The organism is Curtobacterium sp. MCLR17_058 (genome assembly GCF_003234705.2).
GTDB classification, from domain to species: Bacteria; Actinomycetota; Actinomycetes; order Actinomycetales; family Microbacteriaceae; genus Curtobacterium; species Curtobacterium flaccumfaciens.
The window spans coordinates 3696212-3711794 of the sequence record NZ_CP126262.1; the positions used below are offsets into that span (position 1 = coordinate 3696212).

At 71.8% G+C, this 15583-nt stretch carries 17 protein-coding genes; 13 read left to right on the forward strand and 4 right to left on the reverse strand.

The window, feature by feature from the left end; genetic code table 11:
- The first annotated feature begins 20 nt into the window (after nt 1–20).
- The 6 genes from DEJ11_RS17575 to DEJ11_RS17600 all read left to right on the forward strand — a co-directional run bounded on the left by DEJ11_RS17575 (nt 21) and on the right by DEJ11_RS17600 (nt 6514).
- Nucleotides 21–608 (forward strand): YdeI/OmpD-associated family protein, encoded by a 588-nt coding sequence (locus DEJ11_RS17575; protein WP_111053648.1) that lies wholly within the window; start codon nt 21–23, stop codon nt 606–608.
- A 74-nt stretch (nt 609–682) separates the two neighbouring features.
- Nucleotides 683–1564 (forward strand): aldo/keto reductase, encoded by an 882-nt coding sequence (locus DEJ11_RS17580; protein WP_111102693.1) that lies wholly within the window; start codon nt 683–685, stop codon nt 1562–1564.
- Between the two features lie 178 nt (nt 1565–1742).
- Nucleotides 1743–2327 carry a PadR family transcriptional regulator gene (locus DEJ11_RS17585; RefSeq protein WP_258375272.1) on the forward strand — a complete coding sequence of 195 codons (585 nt, stop codon included), beginning with the start codon at nt 1743–1745 and terminating at the stop codon, nt 2325–2327.
- Nucleotides 2324–3052, forward strand: a complete 729-nt coding sequence (locus DEJ11_RS17590; protein ID WP_027466859.1) for an ABC transporter ATP-binding protein — start codon at nt 2324–2326, stop codon at nt 3050–3052. Before DEJ11_RS17585 ends, DEJ11_RS17590 begins: the two co-directional genes overlap by 4 nt.
- Nucleotides 3049–5871 carry an ABC transporter permease gene (locus DEJ11_RS17595; protein WP_111102696.1) on the forward strand — a complete coding sequence of 941 codons (2823 nt, stop codon included), beginning with the start codon at nt 3049–3051 and terminating at the stop codon, nt 5869–5871. The genes DEJ11_RS17590 and DEJ11_RS17595 overlap by 4 nt, the downstream gene beginning before the upstream one ends.
- A gap of 199 nt (nt 5872–6070) precedes the next feature.
- Complete coding sequence (locus DEJ11_RS17600) at nt 6071–6514, forward strand: hypothetical protein (RefSeq protein ID WP_111087660.1); 444 nt, start codon at nt 6071–6073, stop codon at nt 6512–6514.
- Nucleotides 6515–6626: 112 nt separating this feature from the next.
- On the opposite strand, the gene DEJ11_RS17605 is transcribed toward DEJ11_RS17600, so the two are convergent.
- Together DEJ11_RS17605 and DEJ11_RS17610 are read right to left on the reverse strand one after the other, a co-directional pair.
- Nucleotides 6627–7298 carry an SDR family NAD(P)-dependent oxidoreductase gene (locus tag DEJ11_RS17605; RefSeq protein ID WP_111099655.1) on the reverse strand — a complete coding sequence of 224 codons (672 nt, stop codon included), beginning with the start codon at nt 7296–7298 and terminating at the stop codon, nt 6627–6629.
- Complete coding sequence (locus tag DEJ11_RS17610; protein ID WP_111028874.1) at nt 7295–7693, reverse strand: (R)-mandelonitrile lyase; 399 nt, start codon at nt 7691–7693, stop codon at nt 7295–7297. The genes DEJ11_RS17605 and DEJ11_RS17610 overlap by 4 nt, the downstream gene beginning before the upstream one ends.
- A gap of 110 nt (nt 7694–7803) precedes the next feature.
- On the opposite strand from DEJ11_RS17610, the gene DEJ11_RS17615 reads away from it, so the two are divergent.
- The 6 genes from DEJ11_RS17615 to DEJ11_RS17640 all read left to right on the forward strand — a co-directional run bounded on the left by DEJ11_RS17615 (nt 7804) and on the right by DEJ11_RS17640 (nt 13176).
- Entirely contained in the window at nt 7804–8961 is a 1158-nt protein-coding gene (locus DEJ11_RS17615; RefSeq protein ID WP_111028873.1) for a PQQ-dependent sugar dehydrogenase, read from the forward strand.
- A gap of 55 nt (nt 8962–9016) precedes the next feature.
- Complete coding sequence (locus DEJ11_RS17620) at nt 9017–9895, forward strand: helix-turn-helix transcriptional regulator (RefSeq protein ID WP_111028872.1); 879 nt, start codon at nt 9017–9019, stop codon at nt 9893–9895.
- A gap of 202 nt (nt 9896–10097) precedes the next feature.
- Nucleotides 10098–11027, forward strand: a complete 930-nt coding sequence (locus DEJ11_RS17625) for a helix-turn-helix transcriptional regulator (protein ID WP_181440767.1) — start codon at nt 10098–10100, stop codon at nt 11025–11027.
- The gene (locus DEJ11_RS17630; RefSeq protein ID WP_111102698.1) at nt 11024–11227 is read left to right on the forward strand and encodes a hypothetical protein; all 204 of its coding nucleotides are present in this window, start codon (nt 11024–11026) and stop codon (nt 11225–11227) included. The genes DEJ11_RS17625 and DEJ11_RS17630 overlap by 4 nt, the downstream gene beginning before the upstream one ends.
- A gap of 60 nt (nt 11228–11287) precedes the next feature.
- Complete coding sequence (locus DEJ11_RS17635; protein ID WP_111102700.1) at nt 11288–11986, forward strand: carboxymuconolactone decarboxylase family protein; 699 nt, start codon at nt 11288–11290, stop codon at nt 11984–11986.
- A complete protein-coding gene (locus DEJ11_RS17640) occupies nt 11983–13176 on the forward strand; it encodes an MFS transporter (protein WP_111102701.1) in 1194 nt (397 codons plus the stop codon). Before DEJ11_RS17635 ends, DEJ11_RS17640 begins: the two co-directional genes overlap by 4 nt.
- Nucleotides 13177–13185: 9 nt before the next feature.
- On the opposite strand, the gene DEJ11_RS17645 is transcribed toward DEJ11_RS17640, so the two are convergent.
- Nucleotides 13186–14157 (reverse strand): NAD-dependent epimerase/dehydratase family protein, encoded by a 972-nt coding sequence (locus tag DEJ11_RS17645; RefSeq protein WP_111102702.1) that lies wholly within the window; start codon nt 14155–14157, stop codon nt 13186–13188.
- Nucleotides 14158–14294: 137 nt separating this feature from the next.
- Nucleotides 14295–14780: a DUF4126 family protein gene (locus DEJ11_RS17650; protein WP_163342984.1), complete on the reverse strand. Its 486-nt coding sequence runs from the start codon at nt 14778–14780 to the stop codon at nt 14295–14297.
- 136 nt (nt 14781–14916) lie between these two features.
- Between DEJ11_RS17650 and DEJ11_RS17655 the strand changes: the two genes are divergently transcribed.
- Nucleotides 14917–15567: an NAD(P)H-binding protein gene (locus DEJ11_RS17655; protein ID WP_111102703.1), complete on the forward strand. Its 651-nt coding sequence runs from the start codon at nt 14917–14919 to the stop codon at nt 15565–15567.
- Nucleotides 15568–15583 lie beyond the last annotated feature (16 nt).

Sequence of the window (15583 nt, forward strand, 5' to 3'; positions counted from 1 at the left end):
GCCGGTCCTACGATGACCGCATGGACATCGTCGACCTGGTACTGCCGGACGTCGCCGCGTGGCGCGCCTGGCTCGACGACCACGAGCACGAACCGGACGGGGTGTGGCTCGTGCTCGCGAAGAAGGGCGTCACGGAGCCGACGACGCTGACCTACGACACGGCCCTCGACGAGGCGCTCTGCTCCGGGTGGATCGACGGGCAGCGGCGCGGGCGCGACGACACGACCTACCGCCAGCGGTTCACCCCGCGCCGGAAGGCCTCGCTGTGGTCGCAGCGGAACCTCGGCCTGGTCGCGGCACTCATCGCCGAGGGCCGGATGCGGGAGCGCGGGCACGCCGAGATCGAGCGCGCCAAGGGCGACGGCCGGTGGGACCGCGCCTACGCCGGCTCGGCAACGGCCACGGTGCCCGAGGACCTGCAGGCCGCGCTCGACGCCGCCCCCGCAGCCGCCGCGCTGTTCGCCGAGCTCGACGCCACCAACCGGTACGCCGTGCTGCACCGCATCACCACCGCCCCGAACGCCACGGTGCGGACGAACCGGCTCGCCAAGCTCGTCGGCGGACTCGAACGCGGCGAGACCCCGTACCCGCGGCCCACCCGTCCGTAGACCCTGCGAACCCGGAAAGCGGTCGGGGGACACCGACTCAGGGACCGGCAACGCACCGGGCGTAGACCGGGGACATGACCACAGGCACTGACACCACGAACCGTCCGGCCGCGTCCTCCGGCACCTTCCGCATCGGCGGCGACCTCGAGGTCAACCGGCTCGGCTACGGCACCATGCAGCTCACCGGCCCCGGCGTCTGGGGACCGCCGAAGGACCACGACGAGGCGATCCGCGTCCTCAAGCGCGCCGTCGAGCTCGGCGTGAACTTCTTCGACACCGCCGACTCGTACGGCCCCTACGTCGCCGAGGAGCTCCTCAAGGAGGCCCTGCACCCCTACGGCGACGACGTCGTCATCGCCACGAAGGCCGGCCTCACCCGCATCGGCCCGAACGTCTGGCCGCCCGTCGGCCGCCCGGAGTACCTCCGGCAAGAGGCGGAGATGAGCCTCCGCCGCCTGGGCCTCGAGCGCATCGACCTGTTCCAGCTGCACCGCATCGACCCGAAGGTCCCGCTCGAGGACCAGGTCGGCGAGCTGAAGAAGCTGCAGGACGAGGGCAAGATCCGCCACATCGGCCTGTCCGAGGTCTCCGTCGACGAGGTCAAGGCCGCGCAGGAGATCGCCACGATCGTCTCCGTGCAGAACCTCTACAACCTGCAGAAGCGTGACGCCGAGGAGCTGCTCGACTGGTCCGAGCAGCAGGGCATCGGCTTCATCCCGTGGTTCCCCCTGGCCACGGGTGGCCTGACCGGCGAGGACTCGCCGCTCACCGAGATCGCCGAGCGCAAGGGTGCCACCCCGGCGCAGCTCGCGCTCGCCTGGCTGCTCAAGCGCTCCCCGGTGATGCTGCCGATCCCCGGTACGTCGAGCGTCGCGCACCTGGAGGACAACCTCGCGGGTGCCACCGTCGAGCTGACCGACGACGAGTTCGAGGAGCTGGCGAAGCTGGGTCACTGACCCTCCGGGCGCGACCGCGGGTCGCGAACGCGACGACCGGTCGGACGGGAGGCGCGGTGCCAGCTGGCACCGCGCCTCCCGTCCGTTTTCCCGCCCTCTCCAGATCCGTGCTTGCGCACGCATACCGGGTATGTGCATACTCAGTATGGCCACGGTGGCCCGGGACAGGGGAATTGTCATGAGCGTTCGGATGGGCGTACTCGCGCTGCTGGTGGGGGGACCCGGCTACGGGTACCAGCTCCGGGGGGAGTTCGAGCACCGCACCGGCGGGAGCTGGCCGCTGAACATCGGCCAGGTCTACACGACCCTGGACCGCCTGGAACGCGACGGCCTGGTGGCCCGCGGCGACGCCGACGACGACGGACACGTCGTCTACACGGCGACCGACGCGGGTCGCGCGGAGGTGGCACGCTGGTTCAGCGAGCCCGTGCCGGCCAAGCGCGGCCGCGACGAGCTGGCGATCAAGTTCGCCCTCGCCGTGACGGTGCCCGGAGTCGACGTCGCCCGGCTGGTGCAGGTGCAGCGCGGTGCCGCGATCCGGAACCTGCAGGACCTGACGCGGCTGAAGCGCACGACCGACCCGTCGACGGACCTGGCGTGGTCGCTCGTGCTCGAGTCGATGGTGTTCCAGGCCGAGGCCGAGGTGCGCTGGCTCGACCACGTGGAGTCGAGTGTCGCGCGGTACCGGCCGGACGAGCACCCGGCGGCGCCTGCCAGTGCCGACGCCTCCGCTGCCGCTTCCGCTCCCCGGAGCGCACGGTGACCGCCGCACCGCTCCTGCAGCTCGACGCCGTGAGCGTGCACTACGGCTCCGGCGCGAAGGCCGTCACCGCCCTGGCCGGCATCGACCTGCGGGTCGAGCGCGGCGAGATGGTGGCCGTGATGGGCACCTCGGGGTCGGGCAAGTCGACGCTGCTCGCCTGCGCCGGCACCCTGCTGCCGCCGACGAGTGGTGAGGTGCTGATCGACGGCGCCTTCGTGTCCGACCGTCCTGCCAAGGAACTCGCAGCGCTGCGCCGACGACTCATCGGGTTCGTGTTCCAGGACTTCAACCTGATCCCCTCGCTGACCGCGGTCGAGAACGTGGCACTGCCGCTCGAGCTGGACGGGTGGAAGGCCTCGCAGGCCCGCCGCGCCGCGGAGCTCGCGCTGGACAACGTCGAGCTGTCGCACCGCGCCGACGCCTACCCGGACGACCTGTCCGGCGGCCAGCAGCAGCGCGTCGCGATCGCCCGCGGCGTGGTCGGCGAGCGCCGGCTCGTGCTCGCCGACGAACCGACCGGAGCCCTCGACTCGCAGACCGGCGAGGTCGTGCTCCGCATGCTCCGTCGGCACGTCGACGCCGGAGCCGGCGCCCTCCTGGTGACGCACGACGCCCGGCACGCGGCTTGGGCGGACCGGATCGTGTTCCTGCGCGACGGTCGGGTGGTCGACGAGACCGTGTACTCGGGCGTCGAGGCCGCGCTGACGGACCGGACCGCCTCGTGAGCCGGGGTCGGCGTGCCGGGACCGGCCGGACGCCGTTCGCCCTGAGACCGGCGCTCCGTCTGGGGCGTCGACTGGCGTTCGCGAAGGCGGGCCGCGCGGCACTGATCATCGCGCTCATCGGGATCCCCACCGCCGGGTTCGCCGCGGTCGCCGTCGTGGTGCAGTCCACACAGGCCACCGCAACCGAGCGGCTCGACTACGACCTCGGCCAGGCATCGGCGCAGATGCGGGTGTCCGGCCCGGACCTGCCCGGCATGGTGCAGGACCCCGTCCAGTGGCAGTCCACGGACTCGAAGCGGAACAGCCCCGTCACGAAGTCGGACGAGGACTCCCCCTTCGCGAACGTCCTGGCGCACGTGCCCGACGGCGCCCTGTCGATCCCGGTCGGCGGCACACCCGTCGTGGTCCAGGGGCCGAAGGGTCCCGTCGGCCTGACCGCGGTCGAGGGCAGCGTCTGGGACCCGTCGCTCGAGGGCCACTGGCACGTGCTCGACGGTTCCAGGCCGACCACGCGCAGTGAGCTCATGGTCACGCCGGCCACGCTCGAACGCCTCGGGGCGCGGATCGGCGACACGGTGGACCTGACCGACCCGGTCACCAAGCGCTTCACGATCACCGGCACCTTGACCGACCTGGGGACGGACCCGGGTTCGCAGGGCGTGTTCCTGCCCTGGGGCACGACGCTCTCGACGACCGACACCACCGACGACGTGGGGCTCACCGACGTCACCGTGTACCTGCCGTCGGACGCCCCGACGTGGTCGGAGATCCGGCAGCTCAACGCGCACGGCATCATCGTGCAGTCGCGTCCGGTCGTGCTCGACCCGCCCGACGCCCGGCTCCCCGGTGGGCAGCTGGGTTCGTCGCTCGGCTGGTACCTCGGGGCGATGGGACTGCTCGGCGTCTTCGCGATGTTCGAGGTCGCCCTGCTCGCCGGGGCCGCGTTCCTGGTCGGCACCCGGGCGGACACCCGCTCGTACGCCATCGTCACGAGCGTCGGCGGCGACAAACGGTTCGTCCGCACGATCGTCGCCGGGTCGGGCCTGGTGCTCGGGCTCGTCGGCGCGGTCCTCGGGGTCACCGCCGGCACCGGGATCGGTGTGCTCGCCTACCGACTGATCGACAACGGCAACGTGGCGTCGTTCCCCGGGTTGCACGTGCCGCCGCTCCTGCTGCTGTCCATCGCGGCCGCCGGGGTGCTCGCCGGACTCGTCTCCGCGCTCGTCGCCGCACGGTCGGCGACCCGGATCAACGTGCTCGCGGCGCTGCGGGGCTCGCTCCGTCCGGTGCCCGTCAGTCGTCCGGCCCGCCGTCGTCGGCGCATCTGGGGCCCACTGCTCATGGTCCTCGGAGCCGTGATGACGATGGCGTGCGGCGTCGGCGTCCTCATGCTCAACGACCGCCCGGTGCAGCACGACCGGTGGGCCTACGTCGTCGGTGCCGGCGTCGCGATCGGGCCGTGCCTGATGCAGCTCGGCATCGCCATCTGCTCACCGTGGCTGCTCGCCCTGATCACCCGGCTCACCTCGCGGGCCGGTCTGTCCGCCCGGCTCGCCGCCCGCGACGCCCGCCGCAACCCGGTCCGCACGGTACCCGTGCTGGCGAGCGTGATGAGCGTCGTGTTCGTGGCCTCGGTCGTGATCACGTGGAGTGCGTCGAGTCACGCCCAGTACGTCCGTGGGTACGAGTACACGACGGCGGTCGGGGTCGCGACGGCCGAGGTGCAGACCGAGACGAAGGACGGCGGCAGTACCGGTCGCCACGACGCAGAACTGACGGCCCACGCCGCGAAGGTGGTGTCCGGGGTCTTCGACCAGGACCGCATCCGGGTGCTCGGTGTCGCGCAGGAGCAGCCGGGCGACACCCCCTCGACCGTCACGATCCCGCACCGCTGGAGCGCGTACGACTGCCCCGCGAACGACACGACGAGCTGCTCGTACTACCTGGACACGGCGAGCGTGTCGAGCCCGCACATCTGGACCGGGACCGTGGACGACTACGCTGTGCTCACCGGGCACCGGCCGTCCGCCGCCGTGCGGGACGCGCTCGAGCGCGGCGAAGCCGTGTCGCTCTGGCCCGAGTACGCCCACGACGGTGCGGTCCGCGTCGACACCTTCCACGACCGGACGTGGGAGAGCGACCCCATCACCGAGCGCAGCCGACCGGCGGCCAGCGTCTCGATCCCCGCGGTACTCGACGTGCAGACCCCGCGGATCCAGGTCGGCGTCTTCATGACGAAGGCGACCGCCGAGCAGTACGGCGTGCCCGTGGTCGACGGCATGCTCGTCACGACGCTGCCCCACGACCTCGACCCGGCCCAGGCGGACGAGCTGAGCTCGGCGTGGCAGAGCTTCGGCGGCGACGACCGTGCACGGTGGAGCGGCCCGTCGTTCATGTACGAAGCCGGTCCGATCGACAACGAGGCGATCATCCGGGCGATCGTGCTCGCACTGGCCGCGGCCGTCACGATCGGTGCGACGGCGGTGGCGATCGGACTCGCACGGTCCGACGGCCGGCGGGACGACGAGGTGCTCGATGCCATCGGTGCCGCACCACGCCTGCGCCGAGGGGTGTCGACCTGGCAGGCGGCGATCCTGGCCACGGTCGGCTCGGTGATCGGGACGCTCCTCGGACTCCTGCCGATCCGCGCCCTGACCCTGCGGTTCACCGAGAGCCCGGTCGGGGTGAACCACATGCCGTTCGTGCCGGACTGGCCGGTGCTGGCGCTGCTCGCGATCGGCCTGCCCCTCGTGGTGACGGCCGGGGCCTGGCTGACCTCGCGGGGTCGGCGGCGGGTGGCGGTGCGACGGGCGCACTGACGCGCGCGCTGCCTGAGCCGCGCGCTGCGTGAGGCTTCGCTTGGTGAGCAGAAGATGTCGAGTCGGCTGCTCGGACTCGACGTCTTCTGCTCACGAAGTGACCGGCAACGAAGACTCGGAAGCACATTGACTACGTTTGGCGTCACAACAACCGAACGATCACAGTGCGGACGTCCTTGAGTGGCCACATCAGCAACGGATGGGTGAGATGAGCGAAATTGCACGGCTCGTCGATGCCGGAGCGATCGAAGCCGCGGTCGCCGAAGCTCAGGGGCTGGCTCCCGACCGGGTGGCCGACCTGCTCTTCGCCTCGGGCGGCTTCGCTGTGGACATGGCTCCGTACGACGCGTTCGTCCGGCGCTGGTACGAGCGCCTCGACAGCCCCTATCTGCGCGCGGCGGCTGCGGAACGGTTCGGGGATGCCTACCTCACCGAACTCGCGGGGGTGCCCGGGGGCGAGGCGTTCGCGGCCGAGCTGACCGAGGCCGCACTCCGAGCCGTGATCGCGCACACCGGTCGACTGATGCGCGGGCCGGCGATCACCGAATGGGCAGAACCGCACGTCGCGGTGATGAGCACCGCCCGCGCGCGCTCCTGGCGAGACGCGTCGATGGATCTCGCGAAGGTGCACTTGCCGGAGTGACGGACTGGAGGCCCGTGGCGGCGTCGCCACGGGCCTCCAGTCCGTCATGGAGTGAGCAGAAGGCGACGGGTCGGGTTTTCGGACTCGTCGCGTTCTGCTCACTCGATGCCACTCACGCGAGCTCGGGCAGCGCCTCCGCGTAGGTGCGGAAGTCGCCGCGCTCCGTGTGGATCGCCCACAGGCGGTCGGCGATGGACTCCCCGGAGTGCTCGGGCTGCCCGTCGTCGATGCCGAACGGGATGATGAGCTGGCCGACGTGGACGTCCTCGTCGCGCACGGCGTCGTGCAGCAGCTGCGCGTAGGCGCTCTCGGCCGCGAAGGCGACGGACGTTCCGGTGACGCGGGCGCCCGGTCGGACCGCGCTGCCGCCGTTGACGAACAGGATCGTGCCGTGGCCGATCGCGCGCATGCCGGGCAGCACCTGGCGGACGGCGTTGACCGAGCCGTAGACCGAGAACTCGATCGGGCCGACCAGGTCGTCCGCCGTGGTCTCGAGCACGGGGCGCATGTACTCCTTGGCGGGAAGCGGGCTGTACTGCAGTACCTCGATGGGGCCGAGCTGCTCCGTGGCGCGCTCGAGTGCGGTGCGCAGGGAGTCCCCGTCACGGACGTTCGCGGCGAACCCGGCTGCGGTGTGGCCGTGCTCACGCAGTTCGGCGGCGAGGCCGTCCAGGCGGTCCTGGTTGCGGGAGATCAGGGCGACGGCGAAGCCCTCACGGGCGAAGCGCTCGGCGACGGCGAGGCCGAGGCCCTTGCCGGCCCCGACGATGGCGATGGTGGTCATGCGGTGTACTCCTCGTCGCTCACGTGCTCGAGCCAGGTGGTGGTCGTCGCCGGGTCGGCGGCGGCCTCGAGCATCGCGAGGTGTTCCATGTAGTCGGTGGGGGTCGCGCCGTGCCAGTGTTCCTCGCCGGCGGGCGTGTAGACGGTCTGTCCAGCCTGCACCTCGATGACGCGGCCGTCCCGGGTACCCATCCGCGCGACGCCCTCGGTGACGTGCAGGGTCTGCCCCTTGGCGTGCGAGTGCCAGGCGGTGCGGGCGCCGGGCAGGAACCGGACCTTGGCGACGGTCATCGTCTGACCGGGCTCCTTCGGCGAGGCGATGGCGTCGAGGTACACGTCGCCGGTGAACTGCTCGGGCGGGTTCTTGACGGTCGGCTGCTTCGGTTCGATCTGCATGCCGACGACGGTAGGCCGCCGTACGCACCGTCGGGAGGTGCCGACAGACCCCCTCAGGGGTTTCCCGAACGCAGCGTGTGTGATCGACCCACGACCCCGGGAGGATCATCGTGGACACACCCGCCGGAACGCCCCGCAGCCGCCGTCTCTGGTCGGTGGCCGGCCTCGCCGCCGTCGCCGCGCTGGCCCTCACCGCCTGCACGAGCGGCGACGGAGCAGAGCGGGACGGGTCCGACCGCGGCGGTTCGCCGTCGGCGCGCGCGACCGCGCCCGCCGACCTGTCGGCCGGTCAGGTGGCGCTCGACGGTGACACCACCGACGTGGTCACCGGCCTGGAGGCCCCCTGGTCGGTGGTCCTGACGGGTGACGACGGCGACGCGCTGGTCAGCGAGCGCGACTCGGCCCGGGTGCTCGAGCTGCGGTCCGACGGCACCACCCGTCAGGTCGGCACGGTCGACGGTGTCAGCCACGGCGGCGAGGGCGGACTGCTCGGGCTCGCGCTGCACGACGACGACCTGTTCGTCTACTCCACGGCCGACGACGGCAACCGGATCCAGCGGTACGAGCTGACGGGGAGCACCGGGTCGTGGGGGCTCGGCGAGGCGACGTCGATCATCGACGGGCTGCCGAAGAACACGTTCCACGACGGCGGCCGGATCGCGTTCGGGCCCGACGACATGCTCTACGCGAGCGTCGGGGACGCCGGCGCGAGCACGGACGCGCAGGACGAGGAGTCACTCGCGGGCAAGATCCTGCGGCTCACCCCGGACGGCGACGTCCCCGCCGACAACCCGATCGACGGCTCGCCGGTGTGGAGCCTCGGGCACCGCAACGTGCAGGGCATGGGGTGGTCGTCGGACGGCACGATGTTCGCGTCGGAGTTCGGCGAGAACACGAACGACGAGCTCAACGTGATCGAGCCCGGGTCGAACTACGGCTGGCCCGAGGTCGAGGGCACCGGCGGCGAGGACCAGGGCTTCGTCGACCCCGTGCAGCAGTGGTCCACCGACGAGGCGTCCCCGAGCGGCCTCGCCGTCGTCGACGACACGGTGTTCGTCGCGAACCTGCGGGGCGAGGTGCTCCGGGCGGTCCCGGCCGACGACCCCGGCACGGCGACCGAGTACTTCGCGGGCGACTTCGGCCGCATCCGGACGGTGCTCGAGGGCCCGTCGGACACGCTCTGGTTCGTCACGAACAACACCGACGGGCGCGGGACACCGTCGAGCGGGGACGACCGGATCGTCTCCGTCCCGTTCACGCGCACGTGAAAGGGGTTCCCGCAGCCCCTCGCTCGCGCCGGACGGGGCCAAGTACCGTGACGGCATGAACCACCGCGACGAAGCGCGCGACTTCCTCTCCAGCCGTCGCGCCCGCATCACCCCCGAACAGGCCGGCGTCGAGACCTTCGGCACACGGCGCCGCGTCACCGGGCTGCGTCGCGAAGAGGTCGCACGCCTGGCCGGCGTCAGCATCGACTACTACACGCGACTCGAGCGCGGGAACCTGCAGGGGGTCTCGGACAGCGTGCTCGACGCCATCGGCCGGGCCCTGCAGCTCGACCCCGCCGAGCAGGAGCACCTGCGGGACCTGTCGCAGCACCAGAACGAGACCCCGCGTCGCGCCGGTCGTGTCGTGCCCGTCGCTGCCGTCCGGCCCGAGCTGCAGTACCTGCTCGACGTCGTCACGGACGCCCCGGCGATGATCATCAACAACCGGCAGGACATCGTCGCCGCGAACGCGCTCGGCTTCGCGATGCACTCGGACCTGGTCGCGGCACCGGCGCGGCCGATGAACTTCTCGCGCTTCATCTTCCTCGACCCACAGGCGCGGAACTTCTACCAGGACTGGCAACGGGCCGCGCACACGAACGTCGCGATCCTGCGCCGCGAAGCGGGCCGGACGCCGAACGACAAGGACCTCGCCGCGCTGATCGGCGAGCTGTCGATGCGGAGCGACGACTTCCGCGAGCTCTGGGCAGCGCACGACGTCCGCCGCCACTACGCCGGCGTGAAGTCCTTCCGGCACAGCGTCGTGGGGCCGCTCGAACTGCACTTCCAGACGCTCGAACTCGCCGAGGACCCGGGGCTCGCGCTCACGATCTACCCGGCGACCCCGGGCAGCCCCACGGCCGACGCCCTGCGGGTGCTGGCTTCGTGGGCGGCGACCGAGGGCATCGCGGAGCGGGCGCGCCAGCTCGCCTGACGCGGTGGTGCGACCACCGCATGTGCCGGGAGGGACGGGGCGGGCCCGCACCGCGCCTCTCGGCCGCTCGTGGTCGCGTCAGACCTCCGGGATCACCCGGTCGAACCGGCTCGTGTCCGTCCCGTCCGGGTCCGGGCCGATCCCTGCTGACGGGTACCACCAACCCCTGCTTCCGGCACCCGGCCGGCCGTACCGTGGACGCATGGACACCAGAAGCGAAGTGCGCGACTTCCTCCGCACACGCCGCGAGCGCGTCACGCCGCAGCAGGTCGGTCTGCCCGACTTCGGTGGGGTCCGCCGCGTCAAGGGGCTGCGGCGCGAAGAGCTCGCGCTGGTCGCGGGGATGAGCGTCGACTACTACGTCCGCCTCGAGCGCGGGAACCTGACCGGGGTCTCCGAGAGCGTCCTCGAGTCGTTGTCCCGTGCGCTGCGTCTCGACGATGCCGAGCACGCGCACCTGTTCGACCTGGCCCGCCTGCAGAACGCTTCGGGTGCCTCACGCCGGACAATCCCGACGTCGAAGGTCCGGCCGAACGTGCAGCGGGTGCTCGACTCGATCAGCGCCCCGGCCTGGGTCCGCAACGGCCGGTTCGACTTCCTCGCCGGCAACGCGCTCGCCCGCGCGGTCTACTCGCCGCTGTTCCTGTCGCCCTCCGGCACTCCGAACACCGCGCGTTTCGCGTTCCTCGACCCGCGCGGTCAGCAGTTCTGGCGAGACTGGGACTCGGTCGCCGGCGACGTGGTCGCCGCCCTGCGCGCCGAGGCGGCCCGCTCGCCGTACGACAAGGGACTGACCGACCTGATCGGGGAGCTCTCCACCCGCAGTGACGAGTTCCGGCGGCGCTGGGCCGCCCACGACGTGATGCGGCACCGGAGCGGTGTGAAGCGCGTGCACCACCCGGACGTGGGCGACATCGACATGAGCTACGAGACGATGGAGCTCGTCACGGACTCGGGGCTGACCATGGTCGTGTACGGCACCGAGCCCGGCTCGGCGTCCGAGGAACGGCTGCAGCTGCTGGCGAACCTCGCGGCGACGAGCGCGACCGGTGCGACGAGTGCGGCGGCTGTGTCGACCGCTTCCGTCGCTGGTGCTGCTGCTGCCGCCGCTGCTGCCGGGGAGGACGCGTGAACGAGACCGAGTCCGTCGAGACCGTCGTCCCGGCTCCGCCGACCGGGTTCCTCGGCCGACTGCGGTTCCGGTGGCGTGCCGAGCAGGAGATCCACGAGCTCACCCGCGACCGTCAACTCGAGGAGCGGGTCCGAGCCGAGGCAGCGGTGCGGCTCGCGCCCGGGCCGTGGCACCTGGGGGAGCTGTTCCGGCGACGGTGACGGCTGAGGGGGGAGGACAGCACCTGTCACGGCTCCGCGGTCGGCCCTAGCGTCGAGGACATGACCTTCGCCGACACCGACCCCGAGTTCGCCCGGTACCACGCCGACTTCGTGGACGAGACCCTGCGGAACGCATCACTCAGCGAGCACGACCGCGTGGTCGTCCAGCTCGGTGCGACGATCGCGGCCGGGGCGCCGACGGCGTTCCGCGATCTGCTGGACGAGGCCCTCGACGGTCCGCTCTCGCCCACCGAGGCGAAGGAGATCGTCTACCAGGCCGTGGCCTACGTCGGTTCCGCACGCGTCGGCGACTTCCTGACGATCACCAACGCCGTACTGGTCGCCCGCGGGGTCACCCTGCCGTTGGCTGGACAGTCGACGACGACCCCGGCGGACCGACTCGAGCGCGGCCGAGCGGTGCAGGGCGCCGTCGTCGGTGTGGACCGCATCGACGCGATGTACGAGAACGCCCCCGCGGACGCCGTGCACTTCCAGCGGTTCCTGTCCGGCAACTGCTTCGGGGACACCGTCGGCCGGGACGGGCTGTCGCTGCCCACCCGTGAACTCCTGACCTTCGCGCTGCTCGCGGCGCTCGGCGGGGCCGACGCCCAGGTGCAGGGGCACGTGGCCGGCAACCTGAACGTCGGGAACACCCGCCAGCAGATGCTGGACGTCCTGACCGTGCTCGTCCCGCTCATCGGTTACCCGCGCACGTTGAACGCCCTGGCCGCCGTGAACGAGGGAGCACCCGCAGCATGACCACCGACCACTCGATGTCGACGGGCCGGACCCTGCTGTTCGCCGTCGCCGGGGGAGCAGCGGTCGGCAACCTGTACTGGTCGCAGCCACTGCTCGACGACATCGCATCGTCGCTCGGCACCTCGGCGTCGCTCGCCGGGCTGCTCGTCACGCTGACCCAGGTCGGCTACGCCCTCGGCATCCTGCTCGTCGTGCCGCTCGGGGACGTCCTCGACCGCCGACGCCTCATCCCCTGGGTGCTCGTCACCTCCGCCGTCGCGCTGCTGCTCGCCGCGATCGCTCCGACCTTCGCGACGCTCCTGGTCGCCCTGGCACTGGTCGGGCTGACCACGGTCGCCGGGCAGCTCCTCATCCCGCTTGCCGGGGACCTCGCGGACCCCGCGCAGCGCGGACGCGTCGTCGGCACGATCGCCTCCGGGGTGCTCACCGGCATCCTGGTGTCGCGGACGATCAGCGGCCTGGTCGCGGACGCGTTCGGGTGGCGTGCGATCTACGTGCTCGCCGCCGTCGTCGCGGTGATCCTCGCCCTGTTGCTGCGGCGCGCCATCCCGGAGCTCGAGGCCCGCGGCGGGGTGCCGTACCCGCAGCTCATCCTGTCGGTGTTCCGTGCCGTCCGGACCCACCGGACCGTGCAGGTCACGCTCGTGATGAGCTCGTCGGTGTTCGCCGTGTTCACGATGTTCTGGACCGCCCTGACGTTCCTGCTGAGCAGCGACCCTTACGACTTCTCCACCAGCAGCATCGGGCTGGTCGGCCTGGTGGGGCTCGCGGGTGCCGTGGCGGCGCAGCGGGTCGGGCGGCTGCACGACCGGGGACTGTCGGTACCCGTCACCGGGGGAGCGATCGTGCTCCTGCTCGTCTCCCTGGTCGTCGCCGGGATCGGTGCGCACTCGATCGTCGTGGTGCTGCTCGCCGTGCTGCTGCTCGACGTCGCCGTGCAGGCCGCGAACGTGCTCAACCAGACCCGGCTCTTCTCGGTGGACCCGGCCGCGCGGAGCCGGCTCAACACGGCGTTCGTCACCTCGAACTTCATCGGTGGCGCGATCGGTTCGGCCCTGGCGTCGGTGCTGTGGAACGCCGGGGGCTGGACGGCGGTCACGATCGGCGCCGCGGTGCTGGCCGGATTCGCCGCGACGGTCTGGGTCGTGCACCGGAACCGTGGGCTCGTGGTCGAGCCGGAGCGGGCCTGATCACGGGGCTCAGCGGAGCAGGGGGTTCGCGACCTCGAGCTCGCCGTGGTCGACGAGCCAGCGCACGGCGTCCAGCACGGTCTCCTCGGCGGTGAACGCCGGCGCGTAGCCGAGCAGACGACTCGCCTTCTCGGTGCTGAAGACCTGGCTGCGGGACAGGTGCTCCCAGCTGGCGTCAGCGTGCTCTGGAGCCGTGGTCTCGCGGAACCGGTCCCACGTGACGGGGTCGAGCCGGGCCTCCTGGCCGAACCACGACGCTGCCAGGTGGGCGTACCCGCGCGCGGTGAGCGCCGTCGGAGCCGTGACGAAGAAGTCCTCGCCCGCCGCCGCATCGCGGTGCTCGACCGCGAGCTGGAACGCCTGCGCGACGTCGTCGGCGTGCACGTGTGCCATCGTCTCGGCGCCGAGACCGGGGACCTCGAGCGGTTCGCCGGCGGACAGCTTCGTCAGCACCGAGGTGTCGAGGTTGCCGAGCGGACCGATCGGCGTCCAGCCCGGACCGCTGATGTGCCCGGGGTGCAGCGACGTCGTGACCAAACCACCTGATGCGGTTTCTTCCTCGAGCATCCGGGCGATGGCGTCCTTCTGGACGCCGTAGTCACCGAACGGCGGGGTCGCGTTCTGCTCGGTGATCGGCAGCACGTGCGAGACGCCGGCGCGCCAGATCGAGCCGCAGTGCACCAGGTGCGTACCGGTACCGTGGAGCGCGTCGACCAGCGCTGCGGCCGAGGACTCGGTGAAGCAGACGAGGTCGACGACGGCATCGGCACCGAGGGCGGCGATGCGGCTGCCGAAGGTGCCGTCGCGGTCCTCCTGCTCGCGGTCGGCGGTGATCCGCTCGACCTGCTGCCACTCCGGGGCGTCGGCGTACGGGGTGCTCGTGCCGCGGGTGACGGCGACGACCCGGTGACCCGAGCGGACGAGACGGGGGACGAGGAACGAGCCGATGTGGCCGGTGGCTCCGATGACGACGATGTGCATGGGGGCCACCGTAGGCCGAGGCGTGCGGATCGTGAGCAGGAATGGTCGGGTGCGGCGGTGCGACCCGACCGTTCCTGCTCACGTAACGCGCCCGCGGCGAGCGCGGCGCCCACGAGCGCCGCGCACGAGCGGCATGCTCAGTCGGCGGTGATGACCTTCACGGAGCCGGCGATGGTCGCGGCGTCCTCGGCGAGCGCGACGACGGGGTCGGGCAGGCCCGCACCCCCGAGGGCCTTGCGCGCACCCCAGCCGACGAAGCTGCCGACGAGGGCACCGACGCCACCGAGGATCGCGCCCTCGATGCGCAGGTCACGCTTGCCCGTGGTGCCGAGGGCGGCACCGGCGAGGGCACCGGACGCGACACGTCCGAGCAGCGCCGAGGGGGCGATGCGGTTCGGGGTCTTCGGCAGCTTGTCGCCGATGAGCTCACCGATGGCGGAGGCCACGAGCAGCCCGCGGCCGACCGGGGTGCTGAAGACCTTCCACTGCTGCCACGAACCCTTCAGCGAAGACCGGTCGTGGTTCAGTGCGAGGACGGCGAGCGGGGTGGCGCTCCGGCCGCCGCTCATGATGCCGAGGACCAGGGTGCGGACCAGGGTGTGCTGCTCGTGCTGCTTGCTCATCGTGACTCCTGTCGTGTTGCCCCTGACGGTACGCACGGTGACCTCGGGTGTTCCGAGCATCGCGGGCGACGGGCGGACGTCGGGCGTTCCCCGGGCGTTCCCCGGGCACGGAGCCGCCCCGAGTAGCGTCCGGCCCATGAGCAACGTCATCGTCTTCGGCGGCCACGGCAAGGTCGCACTCCTCGCCACCCGCATCCTGTCCGAGCGCGGACACACGGTCACCTCCGTCATCCGGAACGCCGACCAGTCCGACGAGATCCGAGCCCACGGCGGCGAACCGCACGTCGCGGACATCCAGCAGCAGTCCCTGAACGACTTCGCCGAACTCGTCCGCGGGCACGACGCCGTGGTGTGGTCGGCCGGTGCCGGTGGCGGGTCCGTCGACCGGACCTGGGCGATCGACCGCGACGCTGCGGTGCTGTCGATCCAGGGGGCGAAGCAGGCCGGCGTCGACCGGTACGTGATGGTGTCGTTCTCGGGCTCGCAGCTCGACCACGGCGTCCCGCAGGACCAAGACTTCTTCGCGTACGCGCAGTCGAAGATGATCGCCGACGCCGTGCTCCGCGACTCGGGGCTGCAGTGGACGATCGTCGCCCCGAGCACCCTGACCGACGACGAGCCGACCGGCTCCGTCGACTGGGACGGCTCGTCGACCCAGGTGCCGCGCGGTGACGTGGCGCACGTGGTCGCCGACGTGGTCGAGAACCCCGGTACGGCCGGCAACACCTTCAGGTTCAACACCGGGTCGACGCCGGTGGCGGAGTTCCTGCGCGCCGACGCGATCTGACCGAGACCGACTGCGC

Coding starts and splice junctions, on each gene's coding strand:
- DEJ11_RS17575 (WP_111053648.1), top strand. CDS start 21: ATGGACATCGTCGACCTGGTACTGCCGGACGTCGCCGCGTGGCGCGCC.
- DEJ11_RS17580 (WP_111102693.1), top strand. CDS start 683: ATGACCACAGGCACTGACACCACGAACCGTCCGGCCGCGTCCTCCGGC.
- DEJ11_RS17585 (WP_258375272.1), top strand. CDS start 1,743: ATGAGCGTTCGGATGGGCGTACTCGCGCTGCTGGTGGGGGGACCCGGC.
- DEJ11_RS17600 (WP_111087660.1), top strand. CDS start 6,071: ATGGGTGAGATGAGCGAAATTGCACGGCTCGTCGATGCCGGAGCGATC.
- DEJ11_RS17605 (WP_111099655.1), bottom strand. CDS start 7,298: ATGACCACCATCGCCATCGTCGGGGCCGGCAAGGGCCTCGGCCTCGCC.
- DEJ11_RS17610 (WP_111028874.1), bottom strand. CDS start 7,693: ATGCAGATCGAACCGAAGCAGCCGACCGTCAAGAACCCGCCCGAGCAG.
- DEJ11_RS17620 (WP_111028872.1), top strand. CDS start 9,017: ATGAACCACCGCGACGAAGCGCGCGACTTCCTCTCCAGCCGTCGCGCC.
- DEJ11_RS17625 (WP_181440767.1), top strand. CDS start 10,098: ATGGACACCAGAAGCGAAGTGCGCGACTTCCTCCGCACACGCCGCGAG.
- DEJ11_RS17635 (WP_111102700.1), top strand. CDS start 11,288: ATGACCTTCGCCGACACCGACCCCGAGTTCGCCCGGTACCACGCCGAC.
- DEJ11_RS17640 (WP_111102701.1), top strand. CDS start 11,983: ATGACCACCGACCACTCGATGTCGACGGGCCGGACCCTGCTGTTCGCC.
- DEJ11_RS17645 (WP_111102702.1), bottom strand. CDS start 14,157: ATGCACATCGTCGTCATCGGAGCCACCGGCCACATCGGCTCGTTCCTC.
- DEJ11_RS17650 (WP_163342984.1), bottom strand. CDS start 14,780: ATGAGCAAGCAGCACGAGCAGCACACCCTGGTCCGCACCCTGGTCCTC.
- DEJ11_RS17655 (WP_111102703.1), top strand. CDS start 14,917: ATGAGCAACGTCATCGTCTTCGGCGGCCACGGCAAGGTCGCACTCCTC.